The organism is Synechococcus sp. BDU 130192 (assembly GCF_963876085.1).
GTDB lineage: Bacteria > Cyanobacteriota > Cyanobacteriia > Cyanobacteriales > MRBY01 > MRBY01.
Map to the genome: position 1 here is coordinate 16,203 of NZ_CAWNNO010000007.1, position 13,872 is coordinate 30,074.

Below are 13,872 nucleotides of genomic sequence, written 5' to 3' on the forward strand. Positions count from 1 at the left end.
GGAATACACTGACGAATACCGCGATGGGGCCAGAGAAGGCGATCGCATTGTAGGGGCGGATACCCACCAGACGGGCAATTTCAAACTGACGCAGCATGAAGCCGATCAGACCAAAAGCACCATGGAGGGCAACAAAGCTCCAGAGTCCACCGAGTTGGCACCAACGGGCAAAGTTCCAGTTGGCTTCGGGGCCCCAGAGGAAAAGGAGGGAGTGACCGAGGCTGTCAGCAGGGCTGGATACAGCAACAGTCAGGAAGTTACACCCTTCGAGATAAGAGGATGCTAATCCGTGGGTGTACCAAGAAGTAACGAAGGTGGTACCAGTCAACCAGCCACCGAGGGCCATGAAGGCGCAAGGGAACAGGAGGATACCGGACCAACCGACGAAGACAAATCGATCTCGCTTCAACCAGTCATCGAGGACATCAAACCAGCCTCGTTCCTGGGGCGCGCGTCCGACTGCAATAGTCATAAGGACGAAGTCTCCAAAATAGTAAGCAACAAAAAATTACATATAATTTCGGGTGTTTACTTGATGAAACACCTTACTTTCGTCTAGGTTCTAGGCAAAAAATGATAGTGAATCTAGACAAATGTGAGAAAAGTTTACCTTTCTTAATAACCTATTTTAGGGGATAAAGGCTGATTTTGCCAAATATTTTTGCCGCCCTCACTCCCCTAAGACCCTTGAAATTGCCTTGATCTCGCCCCTAAATGACACCGCTGTTCACGGCGTTGGAGCGGGGCTTTGGGGCGGCATAGATTCTTCAATATCCAAGAAGTAATGAGTCTTGCCAAAAAAATAAAAAGATGCCCCCTTTTCAAAGGACATCTACAACAACTTAACTTTCCAGGATGGTCGTTATTTTTGTTACTTAGCCGGAGCGAGACGAATATTTTTGGCCAATCCCAAGGCTTGTAGGAAACGAATTGTCATCCAAGTCATATCAATTTCCCACCAGTTGAGGCCATGGCGCGCGGAATATTGATAGGCATGGTGATTGTTGTGCCAACCTTCGCCGTAGGTGACAAGGGCAACCCACCAGCAGTTTTTCGAGTGGTCGTTGGACTCATGGCTTTTATAGCCAAATTTATGGGTGGCACTATTCACAAACCAGGTACAATGGAAAACCACGGCAAGGCGGAGAAACACGCCCCAAATCACGAAAGACCAGCCGTTACCGACCCAGGCTTCTCCCCAGGCATAAAGGGCTAAACCTAAGGCCACCTGGATGAGAACCATGTATTTTTGGCAAAAATTGTAGAAAGGATCGTCTTTAATGTCTTTGATGTAGCGATCAATGTCGCCACGGGCGGGAATTTCAAACAGCATCCAGCCGATGTGACTCCACCAGAAGCCTTTGTTCGAGTCATGGGGATCGGGTGTGTTGTCAGAATGTTTGTGGTGGATGCGGTGTAGCCCAATCCAGTCAATCGGCCCCCCCTGACAGGCGAGGGTGCCACAGAAAATCAAGAAATACTCAAGCCACTTTGGTACTTCAAAGCTACGGTGGGACACGAGGCGATGGAACCCTAGGGTAATTCCAATGCCACCGGTAATCCAGTGAAACAATAAAAAGACGCCCACGGCTTGCCAACTAAAGTTACCGGGTAAAAAGGCAAGGAGGGCGACTAGATGGATCAAGCTGAAATAGATAATCGTTGTCCAATCTAGGGGGAGTTTTTGGGAAGTGGCAACAGTCATGAAATATCCTTTCTGGAAATTGTACTGTGGGACATGGTATGCGGAGGCTCCGTATTTTTTCCACTGTCCTACATGATAAACACAAGCACGGCTCAGCAAAGGGAAGATAAGAACACTTTAGAAAGACGGTGCCTATCGTCGGAGAAGTCTTTCAAAGCGAAGCACAAAAATCTTGAAAATTCGGAACTTTGGGCTGAAATAGCGCTTGGGTGTTTTCTAAACTTTACTTTTAGATGTAACCGGGTATTTTCTTCGTTAAATCAGATTTAAATTTAACATTTATTTACGAATTTAATCAAGATTTGCTGAATTTTAGCGCGGAATTATCGGAGCGTCCATTCCCTAGGTTAGAAGTTTGGGGGCTTGGTATGATTGGCTCGCTCTTAAATTTTTCGCTGTTCGTTTTTTTATGAATTCTGCTGAGATTGTTCGCCGGGCGATCGCCACCCTGACCCCCACCTTCCAAACCATTGACCAACAAACCCAAACCAATCTCCGCAGAGTTTTGGGAGCCTTTCAAAAATATCGGGTGGGCGTCCACCATTTCAGCAGTGTCAGCGGCTATGGCCACGGGGATCTGGGGCGGGATACCCTCGATCAGGTTTACGCGGAGGTGATGGGCGCAGAAGCGGCTCTGGTGCGGGTGCAGTTGGTTTCAGGCACCCATGCGATCGCCGCTGCCTTGTACGGTGTCTTGCGTCCGGGCGATGAAATGCTCGCCGTGGCAGGGGCTCCCTATGACACCCTTGAGGAAGTGATTGGTTTGCGGGAAGAAGGTCAAGGTTCCCTGGCAGAATTTGGCATTGGTTATCGGCAGTTAGAACTCACTCTCACGGGAGAAATCGATTGGGAAACCCTCAAAACGGCAGTAAAGCCAAAAACACGGCTGGTATTGATTCAACGTTCCTGTGGTTATTCCTGGCGCAAAAGTCTTTCTACGGCCGAGATTCAGTGCATTGTTGAAATTGTCAAAGCCCAAAATCCGGACACCGTTTGCTTTGTGGACAATTGCTATGGAGAGTTTATCGAAACCCAGGAACCCACCGCTGTGGGTGCGGATCTCATGGCGGGATCACTCATCAAAAATCCGGGGGGCACCATTGTCACGGGCGGCGGTTATTTAGCGGGTAAAGCAGATCTGGTTGAAAAAGCGGCCTGTCGGCTTACGGCACCGGGCATTGGGAGTCACGGGGGGGCAACCTATGATCAAAATCGGCTGTTATATCAGGGATTATTTCTTGCACCCCAGATGGTAGCTGAAGCTGTGAAATGCACTCATTTGGTGGCCACGGTGTTTGCTGATCTGGGCTATGAGGTGCAGCCCAATCCCCTAGAAAAACGCCAGGATGTAATTCAGGCGATTCGGTTGGGTTCTCCGGAGAAATTGTTGGCCTTTTGTCGGGCTTGGCAAAAATTTTCACCCATCGGTTCTTACCTCGATCCGGTGCCAGCACCAATGCCCGGTTATGCCAGTGATTTAGTGATGGCTGGGGGGACATTTATTGATGGCAGTACCTCGGAGTTATCGGCGGATGGGCCACTGCGGGAGCCCTATGTTGTCTTTTGTCAGGGGGGCACCCATTACACCCATGCGGCGATCGCCCTCGAAGCGGTACTAGATGCCTTCAGGGATCTCTAGGGGGTACGGTTGGCGACGGACTGCACCAGACCAATGGCGATGAAATTGGTGAGGAGAGAGGATCGACCATAGCTCAGCCAGGGGAGGGGAATCCCGGTAATGGGCGCAATGCCAATGGTCATACCGACATTAATCAAGACCTGGAACAACACCATCGACAGCACCCCGACAGCGATCAGGGAACCGAAATTATCCTCGGTTTTGCAGGCAATGCGGATCAGGCGTAGGCACAACAGCCAAAATAAAAACATCACGGCGATCGCCCCCATAAAGCCTAATTCTTCGCCAACCACCGAAAAAATAAAGTCCGTGTGTTGTTCCGGGACGTAGTTAAGCTGGGTTTGGGAGCCATGGTAAAGACCCGTGCCCCATAGTTGACCAGAGCCAATGGCAATGCGCGATTGGATGAGGTGATAGCCGCCCCCAAGGGCATCCTGCTCTGGATTGAGGAAAAGGGTGAGACGGTCTTTTTGGTAGGGTTGGAGCATATTCCAGAGGATGCCAGCCCCGACCCCGGCGATCGCATTGCCCGCCATTGCCCCAACGGTGCCGAGCCAGCGCCAAGGGAGGGTTAACCAAGCCGTCAGCCCCATTAAGCCAAACCAAATCAGCCAGACGGGAAAAGCAACCCCAAACAAAATAGCTGACACAATGGGCGAGATAATCAGGAGAATCCAGCCAAAATTGGCATTGGCCCAGTAGAGCATCCCCAGGGTGATCGCCCCGAAAACCAGCGAGGTGCCAAGATCCTGGAGCAAAATTAGACTGCCGGGGATCGCCGCAATCATAAACACCTTTAGTAACATGGGCAACCGTGCCGCCGTATCTTGGTGGAGGGTCGCCGCCAGGGAGAGAATTAAACTCACCTTGGCAAATTCCGAGGGTTGCACATGGAAGCCCGCCACATTAATCCAGCTCTGGGCACCGTTGGCACTCACCCCAATGAACAACACCGCAATTAGAGACAAAATACTCAGGCCATAGACTAACCAATGGCCGACAATCATCGTTTGGTAGCGAGAACGGGCGATCGCCAAACAAACCCCTAGACCCACACCACCAGTGACCCAATGTTGCCACCAGTCCGTCGAACCAATATTGAGCTGGGCACTGCGGATCGCCAGACCAGCCAAGATCGTGAGGCCAACGGTGACCGTCATGAGCCACCAATCGATCCCCCACCAGAGGGCTAAAGCATTCACCAGAGGTTCCGCAATATAAGTCTTGAACGGATGACGACGTTGGGAGCGACGAAACATAGAATCATGTCCGAAAAAATCACTCCTATCTTGCCATAGACAGATGGCAGTCAACAGTAATTTGCTAGTTGCGCTTGTTGGCCATCCCAATCGCCTCGGAAATGTGATTGAGATTGTGGGTCTCTAATTTTTCCAACAGACCCCGGAGGATATTGGGGATAATCCAAGGGCCTTTGTAAATCCAGCCCGTATAAAGCTGCAACAAACTCGCGCCAGCCGTAATTTTTTCCCAGGCATGGTCAGCGGTAAAAATCCCCCCAACACCGATAATCGGCAAGCTGCCTTGGGTTTGTCCGTAGATAAAACGAATTACTTCGGTGGAACGTTGACGCACGGGCGCGCCACTGATCCCCCCCGCTTCCTCGGTGACGGGATTGCCAGTTTTTTCGAGGATTTGGGTCTTGAGGCCGTCCCGTCTGGTGGTGGTGTTGGTGGCAATAATCCCAGCAAGTTGATAGTCCTGGGCAATTTTTACGATATTGGCGATCGCCTCCCAGTCGAGATCCGGAGAAATTTTGATAAAAATCGGCTGTTGTTTGTGATTGGCTTGCTGAAGTGCTTCAAGGATCGGTTGAATTTGTTCTCCTCCCTGTAAAGAACGCAAGCCTGGGGTATTGGGAGAACTCACATTCACCACAAAGTAATCGGCCACCGCTTGCAATGCCTCAAAGCTCCCCAGATAATCCTGGGCCGCGGCCTCAAGGGGCGTCACCTTTGACTTACAGAGGTTAATGCCGATGGGAATGGTGCGGGGTTCGATTTGCCAACTTTCCCCTAGGGTTTTCGCCATCACGGCGGCCCCTAGATTATTGGCCCCCAAACGATTAAGGGCCGCTTGGTCAGCAGGTAAACGAAACAGCCTTGGTAGAGGATTTCCCGGTTGGGCATGGAGCGTCACTGCACCCATTTCCGCAAACCCGAAACCAAAGCGCGACCACATCCCTGCCGCCATTGCATCTTTATCACAGCCCGCCGAAAGTCCCACCGGATTCGGAAAATCGAGGCCCCAGAGGGTCTGACTTAAGCGCGGATCTTGGACGCAAAATTCCGCGACCATCTGCTCCTTTGCCAGGCGACTCCAAAGCAAATCCGGCGATCGCTCCAACCAATGGAGGGCGTTAATGAGTTGACGGTGTCCCTGTTCTGGATTGTCCTTAAATGCCGCCAGGACGAGGGGATAACCGGGTTTTGCAAAGTTCAGGAATGCCATGGGCTTGGGAAGAAAAGAAATGTTGGCTTGAGGAATCGCTTGTCGGGGAACGAGGCCCCAGGAAAATCCTTGAGATGTTGATTAATTAATTTTCTATCGATGATGGTCATGGGGAGGTTGCCGCCGCTGGAACTGCCGGGTCGCCCGGAGCGATCGCCAACGATATATTAGCCAGAGAGAGAGGAAATAGACCGCCACCGCCAAACCCACACCAACCACCGTACAGCCGATAAATAGGGTGCTGATAAAATTCATCCCCGCCAGACTCAAATCAGACCAGGATTCTAGCTGGGCTTCATCAAAGGTGATCGGCTGTTGGAGCAGCACTTCTCCCACCTGAAAGTTGAAGTAAAAAATGGGCACATAGGTCAAGGGATTACTCACCCAGGTACCCGCCGCTGCCGTCAGTTTATTGCCATTAAAAACCGTGGCCAAGAGGAGACCGATGATCGTCTGGAGACCGAAAAGCGGAAAACTCCCGGCAAATGCCCCGCAAGCCCAACCCCTGGCGATCGCCTCTGGTGTGCCTTCTTGCCGTAACACTTTGAGGTACCAATACCGGATCCAACGACGCCAACGGGACAATACATACTTGAACTGTTTGTGAGGCAGCGGTTTCACAGTAACCATACGGATCTCAGCTAAAAAAAATGGGGAATCACTCCCCGAATTGGATGGGTTGAAGTGGAGAAAGAACTTAGGCGCTCTTACCAAATTGGCGATCGTAGACCATTTCTTCCTTATCTGATTCTAGCTTGACGTCAGAACGGGGGTAAGCAACGCAGAGCAGTGCATAGCCTTCGTCTTGTAGCTCAGGAGAAAGCCCGATCCCCTCTTCACGACTGACACTGCCTTCGGTAATCAGTGCCGCACAGGTCGTACAAACCCCAGCACCACAGGAGGTGGGGAGATCAATGTTGTTGGCATGGGCAACATCGAGGATTGTTTGATCTTCTGGAACGTCGATGGTGTAGGTGTTGCCGCGATGTTTAATCTCTACTTTATAGGAGGTGGTCATAGGGGGGATTTTAACAATTATTTTAAGGTTTCTTTCGCTACATATTTTAAAGGATCGCCGCGCTTATTAAGAAATGTCGCTAAATCTAAACCTTAATTGCGTGGTCGCTGAGGCCGCAAAGTTCGGGTGTTAATTTGAAGGGCGAAATTCCCATTGGAAAATCCTTTTAAAACGCTTTAATTCGTCCATTTCAAGATTAATTCCTATGTATAACGGCAATACTAAAAAAGACTATATCCAAGCTGGCCTTGTAGCTGGTTTAGGGGCTGGGGTGGCCACTTCCTTTGCGGTGGGCCAGGGGCAACATCCGGCGATCGCCTTGGGGATTACCCTGATGGCGGCGGTGTTTGCGATGGTTTGTCACCGTTATGATCTGATTTAGATTGAAATCGCAGTTTAGTGTTTAAAAATCCGCAATGAAGGCGATCGCCATGACCGCAGCGGGGCGCCCCGATGTTCTTCAGCTTATTGAGGTGCCGCAGCCGCAGATCACAACCCCCCAGCAAGTCCTTGTGAAACTCCAGGCGGCGGGGGTGAATCCCATTGATACAAAAGTCCGTAGTCGAGGCACGTTTTATGATGATCCCCTCCCGGCAATTCTCGGTTGTGACGGGGCCGGGATAATTGAAGCGGTGGGCCGTGATGTCGAAAATTGTGCCGTGGGTGATGCCGTCTATTTCTGCGACGGCGGGTTGGGGAAAGCAGCCACCGGAAATTACGCCGAATATGCGGTAGTCGATGCCCGATTCATTGCGAAAAAACCAGAAAATTTATCCTTTGCGGCGGCAGCAGCAGCACCCCTCGTCTTGATCACGGCCTGGGAAGCTTTAGGCGATCGCGCCCGGTTGCAGTCTGGCCAAACAGTACTGATCCATGCCGGGGCGGGTGGTGTGGGCCATGTGGCAATTCAACTGGCAAAACTGTGGGGCGCAACGGTCTTCACCACAGTGAGTACCCCCGACAAAGCGCGGTTGGCCCGGCAATATGGCGCCGATGAAGCAATTTTGTACCGCGACGTGGATGTGGCCGAAACGATACACAAGTTAACCGATGGGGCTGGGGTTGATGTGGCCTTTGATACTGTTGGCGGTCAAGTCTTTTGGGAGACAGTGCCAGCGGTGAAAACCTACGGCGATTTGGTGACAATTCTCGAACCAGATTTTCAGCTTGGCAATCTCAAACAGGCCCGGCTAAAAAATTTACGGATTAGCCTAGAACTGATGCTAACGCCCATGCTTACCGGGGATGTGGCCGGACAAATGCACCAGGCCGATATTCTGCGGCAATGTACCCAATGGTTTGAGGCCGGGGAACTCAATATTCACCTAGGCCAAGCGTTTCCTCTGGCTGAAGCAGCAAAAGCCCACCAAATCATCGAACAGGGTTCCAGCACAGGAAAAATTGCCCTTACCATTTAGGCAAACTGTTGGGCATGGAATTGGGCATAGCGACCCTGGTGGGCGAGTAATTCCTCGTGGGTGCCGGATTCAACAATTTCTCCTTGATCTAAAACGATAATGCGATCGCTACTGCGGACAGTGGCGAGACGGTGGGCAATTACAAACACGGTGCGGTCTTGCATAATCCGTTCTAGGGCTTCCTGCACCAGGGCTTCCGACTCCGCATCGAGGGCAGAGGTGGCCTCATCCAAAATTAAAATGCGGGGATTGAGTAAAACAGCCCTGGCGATCGCCACCCGTTGCCGTTGACCACCAGAGAGATTAACACCCCGTTCCCCCACATAGGTGTGGTAACCCTGGGAGAATTCCGAGATAAATTGGTGGGCATTGGCAATTTTTGCCGCCGCCTCTACCTGTTCCAAGCTAAATTCCGTTTGACCGAAAGCAATATTTTGGGCGATCGTTCCGGAAAAAAGTACCGTTTCCTGGGGAACAATGCCGATTTGCTGGCGCAAACTTTTGAGGGTGACGGTGCTGGTATCAATGCCATCAATAAAAATTTTTCCGGCCACCGGATTATAAAAACGAGGTAATAAATTGACCAACGTCGTTTTGCCCGCCCCCGACGATCCCACTAAGGCGATCATTTCTCCCGGTTGCACTGTCAAATTGATATTTTTTAAGACGGGTTTATCTGCTTCGTAGGCAAAGGAAACATTCTGATAGTCTACTTTTCCCGTCACAGCGGGCAATGTCTGGGCATCGGCTGCTTCTAAAACCGTTGGCTGCACGGCCATCAGTTCAAATACCCGATCAACGGAGGCTTCCCCTTCCTTAAACTCGTTGAAATTGCTGGTGGTAATTTGGATCGGGTCAATCAGCAAGGCCACTGCGGCCACATAGCTGACGAACTCTGCCGCCGTTAAATTTTCCTGGGCAATTTGCCAGCCCCCCAAGAAAAACAGAAAAATTACCGCCATCGCTTCCAGGAAACCCACCACCACAAATTGCAGGGCTTTAATCTGGGCAGTGCGGAACTTAGCGCGACGGTTTTGTTCGGCTTCCTCGGTGAACCGTTGCAATTCATAATCTTCAGCGGCAAAGGCTTGCACGAGACGAATCCCATTAAAAACTTCAGTTAATAGAGAAGAAAGGTTAGAGGTGCGGGTTTGACTGCGGCGGGAAAAATCCAGAAGTTTTTCCCCAAAGGAACCAATCAAAATCGCCATCAATGGCCCAATGATCAAAGCCGCCAGGGTGAGTTGCCAGTTGACATAGAACATATAGCCCAGCACCACGATTAGCTGCAAAATGCTGGGCACAAATTGATGGAAAATTTTGTTAATTACTTCCCCAACTCGGTCTACATCTTCCGTGAGACGGTAGGAGAGATCGCCAGTTTTTGCTCCCTCAAAGTAATTCAAACTGAGACGATGGAGGTGGCCATAGACCTGGGTGCGGAGTTGGAGGGCAATTTTTAGGGCGGCCTTGGCCATTAGGGTATCTTGGCCGTATTGCACCGCCCCCCGGATGAGAAAGATGATCGCTGCCTGGCCTGCTAAGTTGACGATGCCCTGGATATTCCCTGCACCAATGTCGTTGGCCATGTCACCCGCCAGGATCGCCAAAATCGGCCAAAAGACGGTGAAGCCGACGGTACAAATGAGGGCTTGGCCAATGGTGAGCCGCTCGGCCTTGAGATAGGGCAATAACTGGAAATAGCTAGAACGGGGACGGCGTTTCAAGGGAATAGGTCTTTAAAAGGGTGAGCAGACCCATGGTAAGCGAATTCGGCGGCAATTCTTTAAGGAAAAATACATCCTGGGGACTATCGGTGCGATGATGATAGGCTATACCTTTATCTATTTTTTCCGGCTTCGATGAGTGTAGATTGGATTACGAGAGCAGATCGTCTCAGTGCTTTACCGCCCTATGTGTTTGCCCGGTTAGATGAACTGAAAGCACGGGCACGGGAACAGGGTATTGATTTAATTGATTTGGGGATGGGTAATCCAGATGGGTTCGCCCCACAAGAAGCCATTGATGCGGCGATCGCCGCCTTTGAGACGGCCCAATTTCACGGGTATCCGCCCTTTGAGGGGACTGCTAGCTTTCGTAAGGCGATCGCCACTTGGTACAAACGCCGCTATGCCGTTGAACTAAATCCCGATAGTGAAGCTCTGCCTCTGTTGGGATCGAAAGAAGGTCTTGCTCACCTGGCCCTCGCCTACGTGAATCCGGGAGATACGGTATTGGTGCCGAGTCCCGCTTACCCGGCTCATTTTCGCGGCCCATTAATTGCCGGGGCCAAGATCCACGAAATTATCCTCAAGCCGGAACAGGATTGGGTGATTGATCTCAGCAGCATCCCGGAAGAAGTGGCGAAAAAAGCCAAAATTCTCTACTTCAACTACCCCAGCAACCCCACTACTGCCACAGCCCCCCGGTCTTTCTTTGAGGAAGTGGTGGCGTGGGCGCACAAGTATCAGATAATGCTCGTCCATGACCTGTGCTACGCCGAGCTTTCCTTTGACGGTTACAAGCCCACCAGTTTGCTCGAAATTTCTGGAGGGAACGAGATCGGCGTCGAATTCCATACTCTCTCCAAAACCTACAATATGGCGGGTTGGCGCGTCGGGTTTGTGGTGGGCAACGCAGACATCATCCAAGGTCTACGCACCCTAAAAACCAACTTGGACTACGGCATTTTCTCCGCGATTCAAAAGGCCGCTGAAGCAGCATTGGGACTACCAGACAGTTATATCCAAGGGGTGCAGGAACGCTATCGGGAACGGCGTGATGCGCTGATCGAAGCCCTGGGGGAAATTGGCTGGAATATTAAACCTTCCAAAGCGACGATGTATCTCTGGGTTCCCTGTCCGCCGAGTATGAATTCCACGGACTTTGCGCTCTATGTGTTGCGAACTACCGGAGTCGTTGTGACCCCAGGCAGTGCCTTTGGGGCTGGTGGGGAAGGCTATGTGCGGATGAGTTTAATCGCCCCGGTTGATCGACTCCGTTATGCGATCAGTCTCTGGGAAAAAGCGGGCATCCACTTCGATATGCCTGCACCAGCAAATAATTAAATTCACAATATTTTTGAGATTTATCCTCGGTTTTTTGAAAAAGTCGGGGATTTTTTGTGAATTTTGCAACTATAGAATGCCCAGTTACTTTTCTAATAAAAATAAATGAATTTTCATAGCTAATTGCAGTTTGATTTATATATCAAATTGTACTATACAATGTATTTCATTGATTGATTGTGGCCAACTCTGAAGGGCTATAATTTATTGAAAACATGAAAAACAAAAAGTAAGCTATTTATTTAAATCATTGGATTTTAGTTCAATTTAAAATTATCCCAAAGATTTATAATGGTCTGCATGAATTAAGTTCCTATAATTTAGTCTATTATAAAAAGTAATCAAAAATGTGTGAATTTTTCAAAAATCCCACCAGTTACATACTATTGGTCAATATTATTACATTAATTTGGGGGGTGCAATCATGGAGAAAAAGTCTTCGAGAAAAATGGACAAACAATCTTCGAGATACTGGAGCAGAGTTGATCGGTGCAGCGGAAAAAGTTTATGCAGAAGCATTAATCAGTGGTGTAGTATCAAGACCAGAAATAATATCAACGTTTATTGTTAAAGAACAGAAGTTTCTTTTTTTATTCGCAGACAATAAAAAGGAAAAAGATTCTTTTAAGCATAAAATTGAAGCGCTTAGAGAAGCGGCAGAATCAGCTAATGCAAACAATTATAGGACAAAGCTTGATGAGTTTTCAGAAGCTGTTAATGCAAAAATTCTTAAAGAATGGAAACAATTAAATTGCATCATTTAATAAGGCGAGGATAATTGTGTTGGACTTGATGGTCAACGAAAATCCTCTTGATAGTCAAGTAAACATATGGCTACCAGCGAGTGGATTAAAATTGTAAAATCAGTAACTTGTTAGAATTATGATTCTCGACATAGATTTACCACCTGAACTAGAGCAATATCTCTTGCAAGAAGCTGAGCAGCAAGGTCTATCGATTGAAGCAATGACCCTAAAGGTTCTGGCAAGCTCACTTCAAGTTAGACAAAAACAGGCCAATGTTATTGATATACTCCAGTCCTGGATTGATGATGAGAATATTGAAGAACAACAAGATGCAGGTGAGTATTTGGTTCAAGTGTTGGATGAAGATCGACTTTCTGACCGCAAGTTATTCCCCCTTAAGATGAAAGGTGTCACATGGTGAGGCGAATAATTTTATTGACTGTTCAAAATTTAATCGAATAAAAGGCGATCGCCCTTTTCCCTCGATCGCCTTTCCACAAAAAGCCAGCCATAGCGAAAACCGGAGGCAATGGGAGATAATCAGTAAAGAAATGTAAAAACCTCTCAGCAAAGGACAAACGCAACCATGCGCGTAATTTTAATGACGGGAAAAGGAGGCGTCGGCAAAACCTCTGTCGCAGCAGCTACAGGACTCCGCTGTGCCGAGTTAGGCTATCGTACCCTAGTGCTCAGTACCGATCCCGCCCACTCCCTCGCCGATAGTTTTGATGTAGAGCTTGGCCACGACCCCATCGAAGTGAAGCCAAACCTCTGGGGCGCAGAACTCGATGCCCTGCGGGAGCTGGAAGGCAACTGGGGCGCAGTGAAACGCTACATTACCGAAGTCCTCCAAGCGCGCGGTCTCGATGGTGTCCAGGCAGAGGAACTCGCCATTCTGCCGGGCATGGATGAAATTTTTGGCCTGGTGCGCATGAAACGCCACTACGACGAAGGTACCTATGATGTCCTGATTATCGACTCGGCCCCTACAGGCACAGCTTTACGTTTATTGAGTCTGCCGGAAGTGGGCGGCTGGTATATGCGTCGCTTCTATAAACCCCTCCAGGGGATGTCCGTGGCGTTGCGACCCCTCGTTGAACCCATTTGGAAACCCCTCACGGGTTTTTCTCTCCCGAATAAAGAGGTAATGGATGCGCCCTATGAATTTTATGAGCAGATCGAAGCCCTCGAAAAAGTGCTGACGGATAACACCGTTACTTCCGTGCGCCTCGTGACGAATCCAGAGCGAATGGTGATTAAAGAATCTCTCCGCGCCCATGCTTACCTGAGTTTGTACAACGTTTCGACAGATATGGTGGTGGCCAACCGGATTATCCCCGACAGTGTGAATGATCCGTTTTTTGCCAACTGGAAAGACAATCAACAGACCTATAAGCAAGAAATTCACGACAATTTCCACCCTCTGCCCGTAAAGGAAGTGCCCCTTTATCAGGAAGAATTGTGTGGTTTGGCGGCCCTCGAACGACTCAAGGAAACCCTCTATGGCGAGGAAGATCCGACCCAGGTCTATTACAAAGAAGATACGGTGCGGATGATCCAAGGGGATGGCGGTTACAGCCTCGAACTTTACCTTCCCGGCATTCCCAAGGAGCAAATCCAGCTCAATAAAACGGGCGATGAACTGAATATCCGCATCGGCAACCACCGCCGGAATTTAGTCTTACCCCAAGCCCTCGCAGCGTTAAAACCCTCTGGGGCAAAGATAGAGGAAGATTTCCTGAAGATTAAGTTTGCGTCCTAGATTGCCCAGGATTTTTTAAATAAAAATCACTCAACTCTCTGTTCTGT

The 13,872-nt window shown here is 49.6% G+C and carries 13 protein-coding genes and 1 pseudogene; 7 read left to right on the plus strand and 7 right to left on the minus strand.

Features of this window, described 5'->3' with window-relative positions:
• Positions 1-472, minus strand: a pseudogene (locus AACT35_RS02860) (photosystem II D2 protein (photosystem q(a) protein)); the annotation flags it as partial.
• 399 nt (positions 473-871) lie between these two features.
• The gene (locus tag AACT35_RS02865) at positions 872-1,705 is read right to left on the minus strand and encodes an acyl-CoA desaturase (protein WP_041443588.1); all 834 of its coding nucleotides are present in this window, start codon (positions 1,703-1,705) and stop codon (positions 872-874) included.
• Positions 1,706-2,114: 409 nt separating this feature from the next.
• Here AACT35_RS02865 and AACT35_RS02870 point away from each other — a divergent pair, with 409 nt between their 5' ends.
• The gene (locus AACT35_RS02870; protein WP_099239156.1) at positions 2,115-3,344 is read left to right on the plus strand and encodes a methionine gamma-lyase family protein; all 1,230 of its coding nucleotides are present in this window, start codon (positions 2,115-2,117) and stop codon (positions 3,342-3,344) included.
• Here AACT35_RS02870 and rodA read toward each other — a convergent pair.
• From rodA to AACT35_RS02890, 4 genes are all read right to left on the minus strand, one after another.
• Positions 3,341-4,603: a rod shape-determining protein RodA gene (rodA, locus tag AACT35_RS02875; protein WP_173867236.1), complete on the minus strand. Its 1,263-nt coding sequence runs from the start codon at positions 4,601-4,603 to the stop codon at positions 3,341-3,343. The two genes, AACT35_RS02870 and rodA, sit on opposite strands and share 4 nt — an antisense overlap.
• Before the next feature lie 64 nt (positions 4,604-4,667).
• Complete coding sequence (locus AACT35_RS02880; protein ID WP_099239095.1) at positions 4,668-5,813, minus strand: quinone-dependent dihydroorotate dehydrogenase; 1,146 nt, start codon at positions 5,811-5,813, stop codon at positions 4,668-4,670.
• 93 nt (positions 5,814-5,906) lie between these two features.
• Positions 5,907-6,443, minus strand: coding sequence for a DUF2062 domain-containing protein (locus AACT35_RS02885; protein ID WP_012307793.1), 537 nt, complete (start codon positions 6,441-6,443; stop codon positions 5,907-5,909).
• Between the two features lie 67 nt (positions 6,444-6,510).
• Complete coding sequence (locus AACT35_RS02890; RefSeq protein ID WP_012307792.1) at positions 6,511-6,831, minus strand: 2Fe-2S iron-sulfur cluster-binding protein; 321 nt, start codon at positions 6,829-6,831, stop codon at positions 6,511-6,513.
• Positions 6,832-7,036: 205 nt separating this feature from the next.
• Between AACT35_RS02890 and AACT35_RS02895 the strand changes: the two genes are divergently transcribed.
• Positions 7,037-7,213, plus strand: a complete 177-nt coding sequence (locus tag AACT35_RS02895) for a hypothetical protein (RefSeq protein WP_012307791.1) — start codon at positions 7,037-7,039, stop codon at positions 7,211-7,213.
• A gap of 49 nt (positions 7,214-7,262) precedes the next feature.
• On the plus strand, positions 7,263-8,249 hold the full coding sequence (locus tag AACT35_RS02900; protein WP_339374585.1) for a zinc-dependent alcohol dehydrogenase family protein: 987 nt from the start codon (positions 7,263-7,265) through the stop codon (positions 8,247-8,249).
• On the opposite strand, the gene AACT35_RS02905 is transcribed toward AACT35_RS02900, so the two are convergent.
• The gene (locus tag AACT35_RS02905) at positions 8,246-9,976 is read right to left on the minus strand and encodes an ABC transporter ATP-binding protein (protein ID WP_065711109.1); all 1,731 of its coding nucleotides are present in this window, start codon (positions 9,974-9,976) and stop codon (positions 8,246-8,248) included. The two genes, AACT35_RS02900 and AACT35_RS02905, sit on opposite strands and share 4 nt — an antisense overlap.
• Before the next feature lie 135 nt (positions 9,977-10,111).
• On the opposite strand from AACT35_RS02905, the gene AACT35_RS02910 reads away from it, so the two are divergent.
• The 4 genes from AACT35_RS02910 to AACT35_RS02925 all read left to right on the plus strand — a co-directional run bounded on the left by AACT35_RS02910 (position 10,112) and on the right by AACT35_RS02925 (position 13,825).
• On the plus strand, positions 10,112-11,317 hold the full coding sequence (locus tag AACT35_RS02910; RefSeq protein WP_099239098.1) for an aspartate aminotransferase: 1,206 nt from the start codon (positions 10,112-10,114) through the stop codon (positions 11,315-11,317).
• 386 nt (positions 11,318-11,703) lie between these two features.
• A complete protein-coding gene (locus AACT35_RS02915; protein WP_143596777.1) occupies positions 11,704-12,081 on the plus strand; it encodes a hypothetical protein in 378 nt (125 codons plus the stop codon).
• A gap of 118 nt (positions 12,082-12,199) precedes the next feature.
• Positions 12,200-12,484: a hypothetical protein gene (locus tag AACT35_RS02920; protein ID WP_099239102.1), complete on the plus strand. Its 285-nt coding sequence runs from the start codon at positions 12,200-12,202 to the stop codon at positions 12,482-12,484.
• Between the two features lie 165 nt (positions 12,485-12,649).
• Positions 12,650-13,825, plus strand: coding sequence for a TRC40/GET3/ArsA family transport-energizing ATPase (locus AACT35_RS02925; RefSeq protein ID WP_099239104.1), 1,176 nt, complete (start codon positions 12,650-12,652; stop codon positions 13,823-13,825).
• The last annotated feature ends 47 nt before the right edge of the window (positions 13,826-13,872 follow it).

Bases quoted from the DNA above. Each gene is read 5' to 3' on its own strand.
- AACT35_RS02865 (WP_041443588.1), bottom strand. From the start codon at position 1,705: ATGACTGTTGCCACTTCCCAAAAACTCCCCCTAGATTGGACAACGATT.
- AACT35_RS02870 (WP_099239156.1), top strand. From the start codon at position 2,115: ATGAATTCTGCTGAGATTGTTCGCCGGGCGATCGCCACCCTGACCCCC.
- rodA (WP_173867236.1), bottom strand. From the start codon at position 4,603: ATGTTTCGTCGCTCCCAACGTCGTCATCCGTTCAAGACTTATATTGCG.
- AACT35_RS02880 (WP_099239095.1), bottom strand. From the start codon at position 5,813: ATGGCATTCCTGAACTTTGCAAAACCCGGTTATCCCCTCGTCCTGGCG.
- AACT35_RS02885 (WP_012307793.1), bottom strand. From the start codon at position 6,443: ATGGTTACTGTGAAACCGCTGCCTCACAAACAGTTCAAGTATGTATTG.
- AACT35_RS02890 (WP_012307792.1), bottom strand. From the start codon at position 6,831: ATGACCACCTCCTATAAAGTAGAGATTAAACATCGCGGCAACACCTAC.
- AACT35_RS02895 (WP_012307791.1), top strand. From the start codon at position 7,037: ATGTATAACGGCAATACTAAAAAAGACTATATCCAAGCTGGCCTTGTA.
- AACT35_RS02900 (WP_339374585.1), top strand. From the start codon at position 7,263: ATGACCGCAGCGGGGCGCCCCGATGTTCTTCAGCTTATTGAGGTGCCG.
- AACT35_RS02910 (WP_099239098.1), top strand. From the start codon at position 10,112: ATGAGTGTAGATTGGATTACGAGAGCAGATCGTCTCAGTGCTTTACCG.
- AACT35_RS02920 (WP_099239102.1), top strand. From the start codon at position 12,200: ATGATTCTCGACATAGATTTACCACCTGAACTAGAGCAATATCTCTTG.
- AACT35_RS02925 (WP_099239104.1), top strand. From the start codon at position 12,650: ATGCGCGTAATTTTAATGACGGGAAAAGGAGGCGTCGGCAAAACCTCT.